An 18,767-nucleotide genomic window follows, 5' to 3' on the forward strand; every position below is an offset into this window, starting at 1 on the left:
GTCCATCTACTCCCAAAGTCCCTAGAATATTGGATAGATTCCCCCCAGTTACCCTGGTTAGAATATTCTCGATCCCAGAGGGATTAGCAAAATAAACCCGTTGCAGTTCCCCAACATTAAATTCCTGAAAACTGTGGAATAGGTTAGCACCTCGTGTTGCGCCACCTTCGATCACATCCCCGATTTCTCCTCGGACGGTGGTATTAGGTATCACCACAGACCCTTCTGAACCCAATGTCAGATCTGGAACAATGTCCGCCAAGGCATAGTCGGCTAAAACACAGTTTCCCGACATGGCTAGGGTTACCCCACCCAGGGTGATTGACATTGCCCTAGCCCAACCTGCGGTGAGGGTGAGCACCGGCTTTCCTGCTCCCATATTCAGCTTTCTTGTTATGTCTTGAGATCGCGTTAGGGGAATTTTATCACTAAATGGCTTCACCTAATTTACCAACCGTTCCGGTTCAGTAATCAATACATATTGATCTCCTGATTTATAGCTTACAGTTGGGCATTAAACATGCTGGCGTATGTTTTTGTTTAATTCCATATAAAATTCCTCCTTGTTGGCATTATCCGGTAGCCCAGCTGTTTGACCATCACCAAGTTCTATAATAATCCACTCATAATTATTCTTCTTGGCAATATCCATCGTTAAAAAATTACTATCTATTGCTTTGGCAACATCAATAAAAGGCGTGAAATCGGTTATGGTATCACCATAGTCACCTTCATCCCAATAATTAAACATTTTTACCAATTTACCAAAAAGGAATAATAGTCTGTACTCTTTTGTCAATGGCATACCACTTTTAGAATGTTCCGTTAAAAATTCCAGCTGTTCAAATTTTCTGAAAACCAGCCCTTCATTCAAGGCCGAACCTCGCAGCTCTATGAACCTTTCTACTATCTTCTTCACGTTCTCTTTATTGGATGCATCTGGAATAAAGCAGGCTTCATGCCAGTTGTGCTTTTCTGATTTCACATAATCCTTGACAATAATAGGAGAGTTACCAAACTCATCGAACAGGGAATTAATTACTTAAAAATTATTCATTTCCTGACCCACTGTCCAATTCGATTTTGGAGTTAAAGCCTTTATTTTTGGATAATACTCAGGTAAATAGTGACAATATTTAAATTCTGCTGGAGTATTGACCAGTTTGATATTCTTTTTTAAAAGTCCATGATAAAGTAACCCATAGGATGAAGGCGTTAACATCCATCCACGATAAATAGCCAATTCCTCAACTTCCGCATTTTCCACATACCTTAATGCACGACCTACTTTGCCATCAGTCAAGTCTTCAAAGCTGAATAGGGAAGTTATGAAGCCAGCTAATTGGGCAGCTTTCATCTCTTATTCGTAATCAGGTTCTATCAGTTTATGGTCAAAGACGCTATCGCAAAATATTACTCTCATTTCAAATTTGATATTATGAATTATGACAATTTAAATAATTATAACTATGGTTATATAGCGGTTTTAAATTCGGTCATAAATCTCTCGGTTTTAGGGAGCAGTGAACTCAGCAATTGCTATAGTAACGGATGTAGTAACGGATGTAGTAACGGATAAAGTATGGTGGATGATTAAACGGAGCCGATAAATTGCTCCTCTTGCTGGTAATAGCTAATCTCTGCTAATCCTAAGATCCCATTCAAAGCTATCAAAACCCAGAATAATTTTGAATTTTGAATTTTGCCCAGGAGTACTAGTCAATGACCCAAAACCCATTTATTCGCCAATATTGTTCCAAAAGTGCTTGGTCCAAATCTTGAGATTCAATCAATCCTTTAGTTACCAAAATTTATCCCAATTTTATCCCAGTTAAAGACTGGATTTCAAGGGCTCTATTGAGTTGACTTGGAGAAATAAGTCGTTTACGAAGCAGAATTTTACCAAGTTGCATGACTGGGTGCTTTTGTTTCAAGTAATAATCCAACATTGGTCATTATTCAATTTCCAATTAACTTTGGAAAAATAAAAATAATATTTGACAAATGATTGTTAAATGAGTTAATCAATGGATGCCGTTGGCGAGCCTCGCCAATCGTGCATGGTCTTTGAAAAACCCACTAGTTAATCAGCTGCTTTCTGAAAATTTATGAAAAAGGCGAGAGTAAGAATTCAGGACTTCCGTAGTAACCATATCTGTAGGGTGCGCTATTAACGTACCCTACTGCTTGTAGCGCTTAGTGCCCAGTTTTGTGTCAGTCCTGAAGCGGAAAGCGCAGCTGTAGTTAACTTTTGCCTACTGCACTGGCTTAAGTGAATCACCGTGAGTAAAGGTGGTGAATTTTGGCTATTATTTTCTGATAATCATCATTTTTACCCTGTTTTTGATAAATTGCAGCTGATTTTTGAAAATTTGCTAGGGCTTCTTGATGCTTTCCTAATTCTCGAAGGCATATGCCACGGTTGTCATAGGCAGCAGCATGGTTGGGGTCAATCTCAATGGCTTCATTCAATTCCAGAATGGCTGCTTGAAATCTGCCCACCACTAGATGGCTAATTCCTCTAAAGTAGTAAAAATTAGCACTTTGAGAATTGTTTTTTTTTGGCTGCTGACGTTGCTTGAAAATTTCCATTGGCTTATCCATTGCTACTTCAATTATTAGGTAGCTACAAACTACTCAGGAGCTACCGATTTAGATGTTATTGACCAATCCCCAAAATCCCGGTTTTTGGGCATATAAAGATGAGGTTTGAGTCTGGCGTAGTCTGTCTTTGAATACTGGTTTACTCAAAAATCTTGGGCTTTGCTATCAAACCCGCCATGGATTTAAGTCCACGGCTCATAGCTAACGTCGGTTTCAACCGACTACAACCCTTTATCTCTAGTCCGTTTTAACAGACTTGAGTTATTAGGTAGTTATTAATCGTAGTGATTAATGGTAGGGTGGGCAGTGCCTACCAACGCCCTTTGCAAGCTTGATTATCTGTCTGGTACACTGCCAACCCTACATGAACTAGGTAGGGGTTTTACCCCCTAGTCATTAATGGTAGGGTGGGCAGTGCCTAGCAACGCCCTTTGCAAGCTTGATTATCTGTCTGGTACACTGCCAACCCTACATGAACTTGAGTTATTAGCTAGTCATTAATGGTAGGGTGGGCAGTGCCTAGCAACGCCCTTTGCAAGCTTGATTATCTGTCTGGTACACTGCCAACCCTACATGAACTAGGGGACCCCCTAGCGGGATAGCAGATACCATAGTTTGTAGGAGTTTTGTCAGTCAATCAGCCCTGAATAACACGTGAACAACAATAGAGGTTATTACCTCTATTACAATTAACTACCAGTACGACATCCTATCAGGGTAGAGTGAAAAATTTGTGAACAGATAAAAAGGTAACAAGACTAACAGACAAAAGAAAACGACCGCACAATCAAAGGGAGTTATGAGCTAGGCAGATAGTCAGTTCAATCCTGTAGGCACCGGTGCCACCCAATATAGCAGTTATCAATTGGGTTCGGGAATCGGGAATCGGGAATAGGGAATAGGGAATAGGGAATAGGGAATAGACAACAGGGAACAGGGAATAGGGAATAGGGAATAGGGAATAGGGAATAGGGAACAGGGAATAGGGAATAGGGAAAAAATCCTGTGTAGCTGATTATCCAGCTTTGGGTAGATATGGGGATTGTGACGAATCACAGTCCTAAAGCTGAGAGTTCCAGGATTAAGAGTACCCACAAGGGTACTGTTAAAACCTGAAAAAGCGACGAAACTAGAGGAAGTTGAAGAGTTCTAAACGACAGCAATGTCAGGATTCAGCCTAGGGCTAACGGGCTAGTTGAAAAGCTACCCTTGCCAGCTATCAGCTGTTGATAGCTGAATACTTAGGAATCCTTACTATTATACCTTCAATCACTAAGTCAATCACTAAGTCAATCAGTAAGTAGTCTGAGGAAATTAGAAATGAAAGAATTCAATACATTAAGCCTGATGCTAATTATTTATCTGGTTATTTTTATTAGTATCAGCCCTAGAGAAGCCAACAATTTTGTTCAATTTATCAATGAAGCATGGTAATTGGTAATAGGCAGAAGTGTTGCCTAGGGAACAGGGGTAAGAGTGTGGGGAGAGGGGGAAGATGGGGAGATGGGGAGATGGGGAGAATTTTCGACAAGCGATGCAGCGCGGTCTTGGGAGAGATTTTAAGATATCCTTTACAAATTTTGGAAACTTTTTTTAAATCATTATAGAACTAATTAAAGCGTTTTTCATAACTATGAGGTACACAGGATTTTTTCCCTCTTCCCTCTTCTCTGTTCCCTGTTCCCTGTTCCCTAAAACCCAGGAATCTGTACCTTACCCAATTGAAAACCGCTATATAACACAATTTGGTGCTTTTTTTTAGTTCTAAGTTCTAAGAATCAACACTTCTGCCTAGTTTACATCTCCTACAGGAAAGGCTATAGGGTGCATCTCGCTTTTGAAATTAGGCAAAAATTATAATAAAATTCCCGCGCCCGGGCCCCACACTCCCCGCGCCCCCGCCCCTTCTTTTTTACAAATATGAGATGCACCCAACGCTATATGTTCTCCCGCAATCTCGCCTTTATCATCGGTATCAATAACTACACCAACGGCATTTCTCCCCTGAACACCGCCGTAAACGATGCCAAAAAACTAGTGGAAATTCTCCGCGAGAAGCATGATTACGAAGTCTGGGAATGCCTAGACGAAGTGGCAACTCTGTCTAACTTCCACAAATTTTTATTTCATACCTTACCAGAACTTGTCACTGAAAATGACCGCTTATTCTTTTACTTCGCTGGTCATGGAGTCGCCCTCAATGGGGATGATGGTCCGGCTGGTTACTTAATTCCTCAAGATGCATCCTTAGGGGATACTAATAGTTATCTGCCCATGACCAAGTTACACGATGCTTTAATTAAATTACCCTGTCGTCATTTCTTGGGTATCCTCGACTGCTGTTTTGCTGGTGCTTTTAAATGGTCAAGCACCAGGGATTTACTAACATCGCCAGAAGTAATTCACCAAGAACGATACGACCGTTTTATTACTGACCCAGCCTGGCAAATCATTACGTCCTCAGCCTCGGACCAAAAAGCCCTCGATAACTTTTATTTAGATAGCGTACGCGGTCAAGTCGGCAATCATTCCCCTTTTGCGGCAGCATTATTAGAAGCCCTCGAAGGTGCAGCAGATATAATTCCTCCAGCTACGAATGGCAAACCCGCTGGAGATGGGGTAATTACAGCCACCGAATTATATTTACATTTACGGAATCGAGTCGAAATACCCACAGAAAAATGCCATCTACGACAAACCCCTGGTATTTGGTGTTTAAATAAGCACGATAAGGGAGAATATATCTTTCTTTCTCCCGGACATGAACTTAATTTACCCCCCGCACCACCTTTAGATCTCTCACAAAATCCCTATCGCGGTTTAAACTCCTTTGACGAGAAACACAGTTCACTGTTTTTCGGTAGAACATTACTAGTAGAAAAGTTAGAAGATTTTGTCAAAGCTAATCCCTTGACAGTGGTGTTGGGTGCTTCCGGTTCCGGTAAGTCTAGCTTGGTAAAAGCCGGATTAATTCCCAAACTACGGCAAGATAATACTGAGAAATGGTGTATTTTGTCACCCATCCGTCCTGGTGAGACTCCCTTGCAACCGTTAAATAATGTGCTATGTAATGCTAAGTTACCAAGGGTAGAGCGACAAAACCCAGAGCAGAACCTGGCAATGAGCATTGATGTTTGGGCGAAAAATAACCCCAACTCTAAGTTATTACTGTTTATTGACCAAAGCGAAGAAATTATTACACTCTGTCAAAACTTAGATGAGCGTCAGGAATTTTTCCAACAGATACTCACAGCCATAAATGCCCATGGGGATAAATTACGGGTAGTACTATCCCTACGTTCTGACTTTGAACCCCAAGTCAGGGATGCTGGCTTAAAGTTTGTCGGCGAAGAACTTAACTGGGGACGATTTATTGTACCAGCGATGACGCGAGCTGAACTGGGCGAAGCGATTCAGAAACCCGCAGAAGCACGGGTGATGTATTTTCAGCCCCACAAACTTGTAGAAGAATTGATTAATGAAGTGGCGGATATGCCGGGATGCTTACCACTGCTGTCTTTTGCCTTGAGCGAACTTTATCTGAAATACTTAAGGCGACAACGGGAGGCACAATATAGAGGCATCACTATTGACCGGGCGTTGACTCAAGCCGATTATATTGAATTGGGGGGAGTAATGCGATCGCTAACTCAAAGGGCTGATCAGGAATATCAGGCGCTAGTTAAAGAAAATCCCGCTTATGACCAAGTTATCCGTCATGTAATGTTGCGGATGGTTGCCCTGACTGGGGGTGAGTTAGCCCGTAGGCGCGTACTTTTATCAGAACTAGAATATCCGCCTCAGAAAAATGGTTTAGTGAAGGAAGTAATTGAGCGCTTTACCAATGCACGGTTATTGGTGAAAGGAGAAGATACTGTACGGAATCTTTATGTAGAACCAGCCCATGATGCTTTAGTACGGGGTTGGCAAAAGCTACGGCATTGGGTTCAACAAGAGAAAAATCTGGAATTACAACGTCGTTTAACTCCATCCGCCTTAGAGTGGAATGATCACGGAAAAACCAGATTTCTTTGGAATGCGAACCCCTATTTGGATGTATTGAATAAGGAGGTACTCAAATCTCCTGATAACAATTGGTTAAACCAAGTAGAAGCGGAATTTGTACTACGAAGTGTTAAGCGAAGACGGCGAAATACCCAAAGGAATTGGGGAATTGCATTGGGCGTAATGCTGGGATTGAGCGGGTTGACCATTTTATCTTTGATTGCTCAAAGGGAGGCGCTGATAGGTCAAGTTAGGGCTTCTCAAGAAGCCTCAGAAGCCAACTTGCCCTCGAACCAGTTACAAGCCTTGGTCGATAGTTTAAGGGCAGCAAAGTCACTACAGCAACCACTTTTGCTGTTATTCAAGCCAAAAAATCAGCTACAAAATCAAGTAAGAGCAACACTACTACAGGCGGTGCATGGTATAAGAGAAAGCAACCGATTGGAAGAACATAGCAGTCGGGTGATGAGCGTAGTTTTCAGTCCTAATGGTGAGCGGATTGCTGCCACGAGTGGAGATACTACAGTCAAAGTTTGGAACAGAAATGGTATCTTAGAAGCCAACTCAAAACAGCGGGGAATGGTTTTCACTACCCAAGAGGGTAAGTTTCTTACCTGGTCGGTAAGTTCGGACAATACGAACAATATCGAAATCAGGAGGCTTGATGGCACCTTGCTACAAACTCTCAAAGATGCTAATTTTCGGCCTTCGAACGTTTTGCCTTATATTGTTGTTAATAGTGTAGTATTCAGCCCCGATCAAAAGAGAATTGCCGTGGCTCGTGCTGACGGTACAGTACAACTTTGGAAAGCAGATGGAACCTTAATACGCACCCTGAAAGGACATAGCGATATAGTCTATAGTGTAGTTTTCAGTCCTAATGGCGAAATGATTGCTTCGGCGAGTCGCGACAAAACGGTAAAGCTGTGGAAACCAGACGGGACTTTAATACGCACCCTTGAAGGACATAACCGTGGTCTCTTGAAAGTCGCATTCAGCCCAGATAGCAACACCCTCGCCTCAGCAAGCTTCGACAACACGGTAAAGCTGTGGAAACCAGATGGGACTTTAATACGTACCCTCGTTGGACATAACGATGGGGTTTATAGCGTAGCATTCAGCCCTAACGGTGAAATGATTGCCTCAGCAAGCTGGGACACAACGGTAAAACTCTGGAAAATGGACGGCAGCTTGGAGCGCACCCTCTATGGACATAGGTCTTCTGTCACCAGCCTAGCATTCAGCCCAGATAGTAAGACCCTGGCCTCGGCAAGCACAGACACTACTGTCAAACTTTGGAAGCTGGACAACACTAAAGAAGGTATTATCAAAGCACATAGGGATACTGTCAATAGCGTAGCATTCAGCCCTAATGGCGAAATGATTGCCTCAGCAGGCCGGGACAAAACGATAAAGCTGTGGAAACCGGACGGGACTTTAATACGCACCCTGAAAGGACATAGCGATTCTGTCAATAGTGTAGTCTTCAGCCCTAATGGCGAAATGATTGCCTCGGCGAGTAGCGACAAAATGGTAAAGCTGTGGAAACCAGACGGGACTTTAATACGCACCCTGAAAGGACATAGGGATTCTGTCGATAGTGTAGTGTTCAGCCCTAATGGCGAAATGATTGCTTCAGCGGGGAGTGGTGTTATTCAGCTCTGGAAGCCAGACGGTAGCTTTATACGTAATCTCGAAGGGTATGTAAGTTATATAGTATTTAGCCCGGATAGTCAGATGATTATTGCTTCAGCTGGGTGGGGTCAAGGTTTGCTTCAACAGCTAGACGGCACCCCTGTAACCACCCTGCCAGCATATGGCTATGGAGTTAGAAGCGTAGCGTTCAGCCCCGATGGTCAGATGATTGCCTTAGGAAGTAGTGAGCCTAAACTCAGTCTCTTGAAGCCAGACGGAACCTTTGTGCGCGACCTCCAAGGACATGATGATGACGTCAATAGCGTAGCCTTTAGCCCCGATGGGCAGATGATTGCCTCCGCTAGTAGGGATGGTACGGTAAAACTCTGGGAAAGAAACGGCGCTTTGCTGAGTACCCTGAAAGGGTATACAGATCACGAACAGATTATAGTAGATTTCAGTCCTGATGGCAATAGCCTTGTCTGGACTAGTCGTAACGGAAAGGTGATTCTGTGGAATTTAAACCTGGATGATTTGCTCGTACGCGGTTGCAATTGGGTGCGTGACTATCTAGAGAATAACCCCAATGTTGACGAGAGCGATCGCCATCTCTGCGACAATGTTAACAAGTAGTTACCTTGATGTAAAAGTTTTGGTAGCCACGATTGTGTTTTTTGCAATTGGCTCATTTTTTTAATTGTCGAAGAATTTGCGTTCGCGTAGCGTGACCAAAGGTCAATCGCCTTCTTAAAAGTGTTGGGACAAAAGTGCTAGCCTCTTAAAAAGTTTTGGGACAAAAGTGCGATTGACCCTAGGTCACGCTACGGGATGAAGCGTTCGCGTAGCGTGGCCGAAAGGCCAATCACACCGAAAGCTAAACCTACGAGTCGGATTTGCTATCAGCAACAGATAGTGAACGCATCCATTCATCCAAATCGTCAGGTTTCCTAAAGTCCAACAACGCTTCCCCCAAAGCTTCAAGCTGAGGGAGGGATAAGGCTTGAACCTGCGATCGCATTTCTGGGGACACTTCGCCAATGCGACGCAAGAGTAGGCGGAGGATGAGAGATTGTTCCCCTTCGTGACGGCCTTCATCCTTAATATCTTGATAAATTACAGACTGCTCCATGATATCTCTGCGTAAAACCTGGTTAATGAAATCCCTCTTTAATAATAGCCCTGCTAGAATCCCAGCGGAGGCAGCCACATTGCTCTGTATCCTCATTTCTGGAATCGTCTCAACTCTTGCAGCCACCTGACGCAAGGTTTGAGCAGGGTCGGGGGTTTGTGTCAGCACAGCCAAGGGCAATAACCCCGTCGATTCCAGAAACGGCTGAGTCGATTGTTCCCATAGCCGAATGACCTCAAATTCGTGACGAGTACCAGGAATCTCAAACGCTGTCTGATAAACGAGTTCAGAAGTTGAACTGGTTAAGTAAATGACCACTTGGCGCATCTGCTTATTTGGAAAACGGCGGAAAACTCTTAGGCGGTAATCTGCCATTCTGAAGGCCATAGTTGAGTCAGGTTGAGTCTGAAACTCGACGTGAAGGACAAAATCATCAGAATTCAGCAAAATCAAAGCATCCGCTCGAATGGGTTCAAGGGACAGTTCAGATGGACTGAGTTGGGTCATGGTGATGGGTTCACCAAGTAACCAGGAGGCAAAATCTTCCGAAAAGCTCTCAGCGAGGAACTTGCAGGTATTATCGAACATTAAACGATTATATCAGAGTGCCCATATCAAGAATTCTGCTGGATGGGGACTTTCCTGAAGCAGTGCGATTGACCTGCATGTCACGCGGGGCGCGTTCGCTTTCTCAAAACTGTTGGGAAAGAAGTGCGATTGACCTGCATGTCACGCGGGGCGCGTTCGCTCTGTGTTTACTTTTGATTCAGAAGTCGGGGAATCACTAAAGTTTTTCTTGGTTGAGAAGTAGTGCGATCGCCTCTGCCGGATCCACCACCGTTACTTCCTCTAATATCTGACCGTAAAACGAACCAAAATGCTTCTTATCACCGGTTACCAAAAGGTCTGCCCTATTCTCTACTGCTGTCGCTAAAATAGGAGCATCTTTCAAAGGTAGCCCCATCTCCATGGCCCAATTAACTCGTGAAACCGGTGCTTCTCCAACAATAATTAGTTTGGGGATTAAATCCCGTTCCAATCGTGTCAAAGCTTCGGGATACTTAGCTGTAATGTTACGGCGTGTTTCTTCCAAGGCGTGAGGCGATGTTAGCAAAGCACAATACCCAGCAGAAGCTAACTCAAACAAAGCCCTACAGCGACCATCAGGACTAATAGCGGCTGCAAAGATTACATTGGCATCCAGGAACAGGCGCATGTATCTTTCCTACTCAGCATCTTTAAGTTGGCCCATTAGCTGTTCGGCTTCTTCGTTAGTTAACCGATCGCCTGATAAAAACTCCTCAATCCGTTCCTCTGTATACATCTCAATCGGATACACTCCCGCAGGACGCAGTATAATTCCACCATCCGCAGTAGTTTCTACCAGTAGCATAGTTTCACCTTCCAACCCTAAACGCTTGAGAATTGCTTTGGGAATAGAGAGTTGACCTTTTTTTCCTAGCTTGATGACTTCCATAATTTAAAATAACCATAATCCGGCAAACCGGACTTTAACTAAATAGTAATCTATAGCATTTGTATTTGAGTTGTGAACAGAATCCCTTAGGTAAAGGCAAGAGGCAAGAGGCAAGAGGCAAGAGAGTATAATATAATATAATTTCAGGATAATTACCCTTAATCAAAATTTCCCACACTTCCCACACTCCCCCCTCTCCCCACACTTCCCACACTTCCCACCCTACCGACTCCCGACTCCCGACTCCCGACTCCCTACTCCCTAAAACCCGGATTATTCAACTGCTTCATAAAAAACTCTTCCAATGAAGGACGATTTAAAGTCATACTCATCAATTGGGCATCCATCAGCCGGAGGGAAGCCATAAACTCTTGGGGTTCCCCTCGCAATTGACCGTACCAGCAATCATCCTCAAATTCCAATTCCATCAACCACCGTTTGATAATCTCTATATTCCCACCTTTGCCTTTAACTCGGTAGGTGTTATCGGTACCCAAAAGTTCATCTAACGCTCCCATACAAATTAATTCCCCATTAGCGAGAATCGCGATGCGATCGCAAATTTTCTCCACATCTGACAACACATGGCTGTTGAAGAAAATAGTCTTGCCTTGAGCTTTAAGAGACATAATAATTTCCCGGATTTGGTAGCGTCCCATCGGGTCAAGACCGGACATGGGTTCATCGAGAAATACAACTTCTGGGTTATTAACCAGTGCCTGGGCCATACCGATGCGCTGGAGCATCCCTTTAGAATACTGACGTAATTGTTTCTTTCGTGCGGCTGATTGGGACAATCCTACTAGTTCTAACAGCCGAGGAATGCGTTTACGTTTTACCTCATGGGGAATTTCAAATAGTCCAGCGGTAAAGTGCAAAAATTCCCAGCCAGTGAGATAGTCATAGAAGTAGGGGTTTTCTGGTAAGTAACCAATGCGCTGCTTGACTTTAACATTACCAAGGGGATGTCCCAGTAACCATCCTTGTCCGCCAGTAGGACGGACAATTCCTAGTAAGGTTTTTAACAGGGTAGTTTTCCCGGCTCCATTTGGACCGAGTAATCCAAAGGTTTCTCCCTGATAGACGCTGAGGGAGCAATTTTTCAGGGATTCAATTTTTTGATTGAGCCAGAAGCCCGTGCGGTAGACTTTGCGCAGTTGGGAGGTCTGAACCACAGGGATTGGTTCAGAGGTGGTGAGTTGGAGGGGTAAAGTGAGAGTAGATTGCTCCATCCTGTTGCTGGGATATGAGGGATATAATCTATATTTATTTATTCCCTATTTTGCCGATTTTGAATCTATTCTGAATAAAATCCATGATATCTGATCCGGTAGAGCCTGGCTGAATGTTTACGGTCAGTCTTGCTGGATCACTCTTGAGCAAAAAAGTCTACTAACTGCTGACCAACCTCAGGATTGTATAAGCGTAAGTAATTCCAGTAATTACCCAAAACTTGCTTGACATAGTTTCTGGTTTCACCAAAGGGTATAGTTTCCACAAACTCATCTAAATCAATGGGTTCATTTTCCTTTAGCCATTTCCCTACATTACCTTGACCAGCATTGTAACTAGCAATGGCGAATGCGGAGTTATCCTCATACACGCGATGGCTATGGGCGAGAAACCAGGTTCCTAGTTTAATATTATCGTTGGGTTCCGCTAATTTATAGTCGTTGAAATTGATGGATTTCCCTACCCAAGCTGCAGTACTGGGTAACATTTGCATTAAGCCCATGGCACCAGCAACTGATGTAATGTTTGGCTCAAATCGAGACTCTTGACGCATTAAGGATATAACCAGTAGAGGATTAATGTTACGCTGTTTTGACTCAGTTTCGATTATCTCTATATAGGGAAAGGGATAGAGGGCTTGCCAGTAAGCCGGTTTTTTCCTGATTTTCTGATACTGCTCCTGTTCTTGGGATGTTTCTCGGTCTTCGAGGGTCTCTACCAGGGAAATTCCTTTTAGGTATTCTCCCATCGCCAGCCTGAACAAGCCATCAGTAAACTGTTGTGGCACAGTGGGCTTGAGGCGAGTTTGAAATTCCCCTTGCCATAGGCTCCAAGCATCCTGGTCTTGACCAAGCTGATACAATTCCTTCAAAGCTGCTGAGCCCACAGGTAACTCGGGTCGCACCGTTGGCCAGTTTACAGTAAGGGATGACTGGCGCAGTGTGCTAAAGTCTCCCACATCCCAACCCAACTGTACCGCTGAGCGCCAAGCATAGTAAGATTGAATATGGTTGGTAATCACCTGCTTAAACGCTGCTTCGGCTTCCTGCTTCCGTCCTAGCTGAGTTGCCCATTTTCCCGACCAAAACCCTGCTCTACGGGCGATCAGACTGTGGGGATTATCCTTAAGGATAGGCTGAACGTTATGCCAAGCGGTTAGGATGTCTCCATTTTGTGCAGCCTCTTTAGCCATCTGCCAGCGATAGTCCGCTGCCGCATCAGAATTGCTATAGTTGTCGATTAACAATTGATAGGCTTGCTCAGCAGCGTTGGGACTTTTGAGTTGTTCGAGAGTTTTGGCTTTGGCCAAAAGTGCCTCAGCAGCTCGGTCGGGAAAGCGATCGATAACTTGGTCGAAATACGGTATCTTGTCAATGGGTGGTTCTAGTGCAGCGAGTTGGAGATAAGCCAAAGCGGTTTCTTTGGCATTGGGAAATTCCTCAACCATCTTTTTATAAGCCACTTTCGCTGCTTTGGGCTTTTGAGCATACTGAAGTGCTCTAGCCCCTAGGTAAGTATGCTTAGGTATTGGTTTAGCATTGGCATAAGCAGCACTGGCTTGAGCATATTTGCGGTCTTTCCAATAGGCTAATGCGATCGCTTCCCAATCTTGGGGCTGGATTATAGCACGATTTTTCTCATCGACAGATTTGCCGTAGTTACTCACTAGTTTATCTAGCACTAGGGTAACCCCTGGTTGGTCAAAGGTATACCTGGCTAATAACAGCATCAGTTCAGGTTGATTGGGCTGATCCTTGAGCTTTTGCTGGATTAATTCAATGATGCGAGGATGAGAAGGATATTTTTTCAGTGCTCGTTCCCAGTATTTTGCCTCTTCGGCAGAGAAGTCATACATCTGCTGTATTTTTGCTAACCACGGCTGCTCAGAAGTCGAGGTGATTCTGGCATATTTCGGAGCAATAGATTCCTGTTCTGGTTTGCGGTAGGGTGAATCATCTGACAAGAAGGCATACAACGCTTCAGCTGCCACTGGCTGATTACCATAGCGTTGGAGCAACTCCTGCCAAGCTTCTTGGGCTTGAGCTTTGTCCCCAGTGAGTTGGTAAGCCTGTGCTCGTTTGAGCACAATATGTCCGGCTATTACTGGATATTCCCACTCTAACTTATCTAACCAACGCAGTGCCTCCCTGCCCTGCTGCCCAGCTATGGCATCAACCGCCAATAGGTAACGAGCACGGCCACGATTGAGGGATTTTGGTCCAATTGCGATCGCTTCGAGTTGTGCCATCCGCTCCTCGGGGGATTGGGATGCTAGTTTTAGGACTGTAGTGTCCTTGGGATTTCTGCGCCCCATGATTTGCTGGGGCAGCAACACTACCCAATTCGTTAATCCTAGCGGGTTCTTGCGATCAATCAACACTAAAATGGTGATCGAGATCAGCAGTAGGCTCAATCCCACACTAGACGCTAGTAGGATTTGTCGTCTGGTACGCTGACGCAATTGCTGGCGCCATAAAGGATAGTAGCGGGAGAATTTCAAACGTGACCGTTTCATAGAGCCTCCTGGTGATGCACGTCCATAGTAGGATTAGATTTTGGGAATAGAAAGCTCTGTAACAACCGTGCTGTGATTTGATAGAAGACTTATGGAACGCGGAAAAATAGTCGCTATTATAACTGGAGCTATATCGATATTGCTAGCGATCGCTTACTTAATTATTGTCCAGCTGCTGGATTTTCGAGGAGAGATGATCCCTGCTCCAGTTAGCCAATCATTAGACTGGGGATATTGGATCGGGTACTTTTACCCAGATCTTGCCCAATGGTTAATTACTTAATAAACCCATAAGTGTCAATGAAACTCCCCGCGCGTTTACGCGCAGGGATGATTGGGCAAGAGAAATACTATTCCCTTGCCGGATCGTTGCCCCAGGTTCTGATCTGCCCTGTGCTTTAGCTGTCTCTATTTGGCTGTATCCCGCAGTGCTGCCAACACCGTCTCATGGATTACACCATTGCTGACAACCACACCCTGATTTTCAACTAGCTTAGAACCGATCGAAAAGTTCAGAGGCTTACCATGCATATCTGTAACAAGCCCACCAGCTTCCTCCACAACAATAGTGCCTGCAGCATGGTCCCAAATTTTCTCACGGTAGTTGGGATACTTCGAGGAAGGTAAACGTAGGTAAAGGGCTGCGTGACCAGAGGCAACCGCACCATACTTAGCCTGAGAATCCATCCGCAGGGAATCTGCAGTAATTCCCACCGCTTTAGCTACAAAATCTTGGCGAGAATGGTCACCATGACCAGATTCCACGCTTTCGACGAACCGGAGTTCTGCTGTATTACCAGCATCAGTCACTTGAATCGATTGGGGTTCCCCACCACTAATAGGTACCATGGTTGCTCCCTGACCCCGTACTGCCACAAATAGGACACCCCGTTCCCCATCTGGTTGGGCTAGGTTGACGGGTAAAGCTGGGCAAGCTAGCACTCCTACTTTCACTTCACCTTGTTCTACCAAAGCCAAGGCGACAGCATATTGATCATTACGCAGAAACCCTTTGGTGCCATCAATCGGGTCTAAGGTCCAGTAGCGAGGTCCAATCTCACCATTGCCTCGATTAATCCAACTAACCACTGCCTCAGGAGTAGCATCATTAGTTACAGATTGCACATAACTAGTTACCTGTGCCAACTGATTCGCCATGGTTGGTTCCACCAAATCAGCAGCATCTTCTTCACCCACTACTGGAACATTAGGAAAAGCTTGGCCAAGTAAGCGGCAAATCACTGCCTGGGAACCATAATCGGCAACAGTGACAGGGCTTTTGTCACTTTTTTCCATAGCTTCAGTCACCCGTTCACTCCGGACTTGCTCACAAATTTTGGCAGCGGCTAAGGCTGCCTCAATCGCAACCTGTTTCTCTTGTTGATAAGACATTGTAAATAACTGCTCCTAAGGGCGAAAAGATTTTTGGAAGGTTTTTTCGGTCATGGGTAATAGGTATAGCTAATCGGTAATAGACCCTTGAGTAATCACCATTAGCAATTAGAGATTACCTATTACTGACTAGGAACTGCCTGGTTTTAAAGGCTTGTGGCCTAGCAGCATGTTTTTCCCTGACCTTAGAGACAGAGCTAGGAACTGGCAGTCATTCATAGGTGTCATAACCCTTACAAAGGGGGAACTAATCTCCATTGCTGGCATCTTAGCTAGGAAATTCCGGATTCAGAGGAAATTACCAGGGAATTAACTAAGAGCAGTAATCGAGGTACAACAATAATGTATTTCATCCGGATCATCTGTGCCATTTTCCTTCCACCACTCGGTGTGTTCTTGCAAGTGAGTTTTGGCAAGTCCTTTTGGCTTAATATTCTGTTAATGGTATTGGGTTTCATTGTAGGCACTCAACTTGGTTTTCCCAAATATGGTGTAGTGCCTGCCATACTCCATGCTGTATGGGTGACTGCTAATCAATATCAGGATTAAACTGTTTACTAGGGACTCTGCCCTAACCGAACACAGACTAGGGAGGAATTATAGCTCCTGTAACCCGGCTCTAAGACTAGAATAATTTGGCACAATGGAAGTGAGTAGGCAAAAGCAGTGCTTCAGCCAATCAGCCTTGTCCTAACAAACACCAAAGGTATACAAGAATGGATGTAATTCGGACAATTATTATGCGCTATTTTAGTGCCACCACTGGGAGTATTTTTGCAAGTGGGTATTGGCTGGCCCTTTTGGATAAATATTCTTTTAACCCTATTGGGTTACATTCCAGGTATTATCCATGCCGTTTGGGTGATTGCCAAGAGATAAAATAAAGGATTAGACTGACTACAAATGTCCAAACAATCATCCCAACCTGTGAATGTGAAGTATAAGGCTTTGAACTATCAGGGAGTCTACCCCTGCCCAGTCTGTCGTGTCGGTCAGATTCAAAATTTATCGTTAATGGAAGCTTTTGCCTGTCACGAGTGCCGCCACATTTTCACTGCTGATCTCGAAAGGCAAATCCTCAAAATAACCGATCGGCAGCCCCCAATGACCTGGCACTGGAATGGCAAAAAGTGGACAGGGGCGCATCTAGAGGGGGTTGAATGGGGATGGGTGAATTGGTTATTAGCCTTGGCATTTGTAGTTTGTCCAACGACCTTAATTGGGGCAGCCGTTTATATGTTTCCCCCTGCCCCAGATAGTCCTGTATCTTGGCTTCCAGCTGCTTGGGTAGGGTTAACGTTTTTATGCCATCTGGCAATCGTTGTCTGGTTGGTGATGGAATTTTATCAATTTCCAGTTTGGGAGTACTTGAGAATTGGACGGCAGCGAATTATGGGTCGTTAGTTCTGTTAATTAACTTGAATATAGTGCTGAGTATTGTTAAGAATAACACCCTTAGATTTTAATCCTTTATAGTTTATAGTTACTAATTCATACTTGCTCAGGATCACAGCTCTAGCCGTTTACGGGGAAATTAAGTATAATTTGTTACAAAATTGAGGACTCCTGCTATAAGATAGGGGGTTGCTAGTGCTAATTATGCGTTCCCGTAGCGGCTCTGTTCGCGTAGCGTGGCCTTTGGCCTTAAGAGCATCCGATAGCGACTCTGTTCGCGTAGCGTGGCCTTTGGCCTTAAGAGCATTGACCGTAGGTCACGCTACTTGAGGTGCAACCCATGGCACTAAAACATTTTGGCTGAGCTGATTTCCTAGAAAAACACATTTTTATGCTAATGTCAAGTCCCACTGATTAGTTATACTTATAGGTTGCTAACAACACTTTTTTACAACTGATTGACCGTAGGTCACGCGGGGCGCGTTCGCTATGATTGAAGAATGTGCAATTTTTAGCTATACCATAGTTAACTAATGCTTATGCTCATAGAAAGCCGATCATTGTAGAAATAGTATAGACAAACCCATTCAAAGACAACTGCTGGAACTATCCTCGTTGGTTTTGGTGCTATCCTGATGGGAAGCAGTCTACACTTGAGCTTACTGTCGCGTACTGTCGCGTACTGTCAAAGCGTACTGTCAAAAGGGAGGTTGGATTTCTTTCCACGACCACTTGACCACTAATAGACACATTAAGTGCCATGTTTTCATCTCAATCCCCCCAAGAAAATGGGGAATCTCCAAAAGGGGACATTACGCTGAAGGACGCTAACGGTAAAACTCTCGAATGTTACATTGAGCATTCCCTAGAGCTGGAGGGTTGTGAATACCTTCTGCTGTTACCTGTGGACTCACCCATAGAAATTGTTGCTTGGGATGAGGATGATGATGAAGACTTAGCTGATGCCTCTCTAGTTGAAGATGAAGCTGAGCTTGACTTGATATTCCCTGACGCCCAAGCTGTTCTGGCAGAGCAAAATCTTCAGCTCAAGCGCACCGCTTTTACCTTAACTGTTGCTGGTGAGTTGCCACCAGTGGACGAAGACGACATTCTCACCCTGGAAATTGAAGACGATAATGTTCCGATGGAAGCAGAGGAACTACAGGAGCTAGCGAGCTTTTATTACAAAGAACAAGAGTATGGAATCTATACGCCTGTAGAGCCACTCCTGTTTTTTGCTCGCTCGAACCAATCTGGTCAACCCGAGTTACTGTCTACACAGGAAATTAAACAAGTTCAGCCAATGCTCGAAGAACTGCTATTCGATGATCTCGAGTAGGAGACTTGAACTCGGGTTGACCCCTTAAACGATTCAGGGGAAA

The 18,767-nt window shown here is 44.3% G+C and carries 17 protein-coding genes and 1 pseudogene; 7 read left to right on the forward strand and 11 right to left on the reverse strand.

Features of this window, described 5'->3' with window-relative positions:
- The 5 genes from F6K53_RS22205 to F6K53_RS22225 all read right to left on the reverse strand — a co-directional run.
- A partial coding sequence (locus F6K53_RS22205; protein ID WP_293082247.1) for a filamentous hemagglutinin N-terminal domain-containing protein occupies window positions 1–295 on the reverse strand: 295 nt, incomplete at its 3' end.
- A gap of 219 nt (window positions 296–514) precedes the next feature.
- Window positions 515–1,039 carry an ATP-grasp domain-containing protein gene (locus F6K53_RS22210; protein WP_366511361.1) on the reverse strand — a complete coding sequence of 175 codons (525 nt, stop codon included), beginning with the start codon at window positions 1,037–1,039 and terminating at the stop codon, window positions 515–517.
- 3 nt (window positions 1,040–1,042) lie between these two features.
- Window positions 1,043–1,357 (reverse strand): hypothetical protein, encoded by a 315-nt coding sequence (locus tag F6K53_RS22215; RefSeq protein ID WP_293037735.1) that lies wholly within the window; start codon window positions 1,355–1,357, stop codon window positions 1,043–1,045.
- Window positions 1,358–2,277: 920 nt separating this feature from the next.
- Entirely contained in the window at window positions 2,278–2,604 is a 327-nt protein-coding gene (locus tag F6K53_RS22220) for a tetratricopeptide repeat protein (protein WP_293082231.1), read from the reverse strand.
- A gap of 861 nt (window positions 2,605–3,465) precedes the next feature.
- The gene (locus tag F6K53_RS22225) at window positions 3,466–3,699 is read right to left on the reverse strand and encodes a hypothetical protein (protein ID WP_293037747.1); all 234 of its coding nucleotides are present in this window, start codon (window positions 3,697–3,699) and stop codon (window positions 3,466–3,468) included.
- Window positions 3,700–4,237: 538 nt separating this feature from the next.
- Between F6K53_RS22225 and F6K53_RS22230 the strand changes: the two genes are divergently transcribed.
- Both F6K53_RS22230 and F6K53_RS22235 read left to right on the forward strand, forming a co-directional pair.
- Window positions 4,238–4,366, forward strand: a complete 129-nt coding sequence (locus F6K53_RS22230; RefSeq protein ID WP_293037752.1) for a hypothetical protein — start codon at window positions 4,238–4,240, stop codon at window positions 4,364–4,366.
- A 158-nt stretch (window positions 4,367–4,524) separates the two neighbouring features.
- Window positions 4,525–8,877 carry a caspase family protein gene (locus F6K53_RS22235; protein ID WP_293037756.1) on the forward strand — a complete coding sequence of 1,451 codons (4,353 nt, stop codon included), beginning with the start codon at window positions 4,525–4,527 and terminating at the stop codon, window positions 8,875–8,877.
- Between the two features lie 247 nt (window positions 8,878–9,124).
- Here F6K53_RS22235 and F6K53_RS22240 read toward each other — a convergent pair whose 3' ends face one another.
- The 5 genes from F6K53_RS22240 to F6K53_RS22260 form a co-directional block, all read right to left on the reverse strand.
- Window positions 9,125–9,961: an Rpn family recombination-promoting nuclease/putative transposase gene (locus F6K53_RS22240; RefSeq protein ID WP_293063843.1), complete on the reverse strand. Its 837-nt coding sequence runs from the start codon at window positions 9,959–9,961 to the stop codon at window positions 9,125–9,127.
- A gap of 196 nt (window positions 9,962–10,157) precedes the next feature.
- A complete protein-coding gene (locus tag F6K53_RS22245) occupies window positions 10,158–10,589 on the reverse strand; it encodes a putative toxin-antitoxin system toxin component, PIN family (RefSeq protein WP_293037763.1) in 432 nt (143 codons plus the stop codon).
- Window positions 10,590–10,598: 9 nt separating this feature from the next.
- Complete coding sequence (locus tag F6K53_RS22250) at window positions 10,599–10,850, reverse strand: AbrB/MazE/SpoVT family DNA-binding domain-containing protein (protein ID WP_293037767.1); 252 nt, start codon at window positions 10,848–10,850, stop codon at window positions 10,599–10,601.
- Window positions 10,851–11,104: 254 nt separating this feature from the next.
- The gene (locus tag F6K53_RS22255; protein ID WP_293063840.1) at window positions 11,105–12,082 is read right to left on the reverse strand and encodes an ABC transporter ATP-binding protein; all 978 of its coding nucleotides are present in this window, start codon (window positions 12,080–12,082) and stop codon (window positions 11,105–11,107) included.
- A gap of 137 nt (window positions 12,083–12,219) precedes the next feature.
- Window positions 12,220–14,598: a transglycosylase SLT domain-containing protein gene (locus F6K53_RS22260; protein ID WP_293082234.1), complete on the reverse strand. Its 2,379-nt coding sequence runs from the start codon at window positions 14,596–14,598 to the stop codon at window positions 12,220–12,222.
- 91 nt (window positions 14,599–14,689) lie between these two features.
- On the opposite strand from F6K53_RS22260, the gene F6K53_RS22265 reads away from it, so the two are divergent.
- Window positions 14,690–14,881 (forward strand): hypothetical protein, encoded by a 192-nt coding sequence (locus F6K53_RS22265; RefSeq protein WP_293037782.1) that lies wholly within the window; start codon window positions 14,690–14,692, stop codon window positions 14,879–14,881.
- Between the two features lie 125 nt (window positions 14,882–15,006).
- Here the strand turns inward: F6K53_RS22265 and F6K53_RS22270 are convergent, their stop codons facing one another.
- Complete coding sequence (locus F6K53_RS22270; RefSeq protein WP_293026216.1) at window positions 15,007–15,990, reverse strand: 3'(2'),5'-bisphosphate nucleotidase; 984 nt, start codon at window positions 15,988–15,990, stop codon at window positions 15,007–15,009.
- A gap of 342 nt (window positions 15,991–16,332) precedes the next feature.
- Here F6K53_RS22270 and F6K53_RS45970 point away from each other — a divergent pair.
- From F6K53_RS45970 to F6K53_RS22295, 4 genes and pseudogenes are all read left to right on the forward strand, one after another.
- Window positions 16,333–16,449: pseudogene (locus F6K53_RS45970) on the forward strand (YqaE/Pmp3 family membrane protein); the annotation flags it as partial.
- 288 nt (window positions 16,450–16,737) lie between these two features.
- Entirely contained in the window at window positions 16,738–16,869 is a 132-nt protein-coding gene (locus F6K53_RS22285) for a YqaE/Pmp3 family membrane protein (protein WP_293026238.1), read from the forward strand.
- 24 nt (window positions 16,870–16,893) lie between these two features.
- Window positions 16,894–17,394: a hypothetical protein gene (locus F6K53_RS22290; RefSeq protein WP_293026213.1), complete on the forward strand. Its 501-nt coding sequence runs from the start codon at window positions 16,894–16,896 to the stop codon at window positions 17,392–17,394.
- Window positions 17,395–18,145: 751 nt separating this feature from the next.
- A complete protein-coding gene (locus tag F6K53_RS22295) occupies window positions 18,146–18,724 on the forward strand; it encodes a DUF3727 domain-containing protein (RefSeq protein ID WP_293026211.1) in 579 nt (192 codons plus the stop codon).
- Window positions 18,725–18,767 lie beyond the last annotated feature (43 nt).

Origin of the sequence: Moorena sp. SIO4A1, assembly GCF_010672065.1 — a bacterium.
Lineage (GTDB): Bacteria > Cyanobacteriota > Cyanobacteriia > Cyanobacteriales > Coleofasciculaceae > Moorena.

What these genes read in the sequence shown, in the direction of transcription:
- F6K53_RS22230 (WP_293037752.1), top strand. Translation starts at nt 4,238, where the DNA reads ATGAGGTACACAGGATTTTTTCCCTCTTCCCTCTTCTCTGTTCCCTGT.
- F6K53_RS22260 (WP_293082234.1), bottom strand. Translation starts at nt 14,598, where the DNA reads ATGAAACGGTCACGTTTGAAATTCTCCCGCTACTATCCTTTATGGCGC.
- F6K53_RS22265 (WP_293037782.1), top strand. Translation starts at nt 14,690, where the DNA reads ATGGAACGCGGAAAAATAGTCGCTATTATAACTGGAGCTATATCGATA.
- F6K53_RS22235 (WP_293037756.1), top strand. Translation starts at nt 4,525, where the DNA reads ATGAGATGCACCCAACGCTATATGTTCTCCCGCAATCTCGCCTTTATC.
- F6K53_RS22245 (WP_293037763.1), bottom strand. Translation starts at nt 10,589, where the DNA reads ATGCGCCTGTTCCTGGATGCCAATGTAATCTTTGCAGCCGCTATTAGT.
- F6K53_RS22255 (WP_293063840.1), bottom strand. Translation starts at nt 12,082, where the DNA reads ATGGAGCAATCTACTCTCACTTTACCCCTCCAACTCACCACCTCTGAA.
- F6K53_RS22295 (WP_293026211.1), top strand. Translation starts at nt 18,146, where the DNA reads ATGTTTTCATCTCAATCCCCCCAAGAAAATGGGGAATCTCCAAAAGGG.
- F6K53_RS22215 (WP_293037735.1), bottom strand. Translation starts at nt 1,357, where the DNA reads ATGAAAGCTGCCCAATTAGCTGGCTTCATAACTTCCCTATTCAGCTTT.
- F6K53_RS22240 (WP_293063843.1), bottom strand. Translation starts at nt 9,961, where the DNA reads ATGTTCGATAATACCTGCAAGTTCCTCGCTGAGAGCTTTTCGGAAGAT.
- F6K53_RS22220 (WP_293082231.1), bottom strand. Translation starts at nt 2,604, where the DNA reads ATGGATAAGCCAATGGAAATTTTCAAGCAACGTCAGCAGCCAAAAAAA.
- F6K53_RS22250 (WP_293037767.1), bottom strand. Translation starts at nt 10,850, where the DNA reads ATGGAAGTCATCAAGCTAGGAAAAAAAGGTCAACTCTCTATTCCCAAA.
- F6K53_RS22290 (WP_293026213.1), top strand. Translation starts at nt 16,894, where the DNA reads ATGTCCAAACAATCATCCCAACCTGTGAATGTGAAGTATAAGGCTTTG.
- F6K53_RS22270 (WP_293026216.1), bottom strand. Translation starts at nt 15,990, where the DNA reads ATGTCTTATCAACAAGAGAAACAGGTTGCGATTGAGGCAGCCTTAGCC.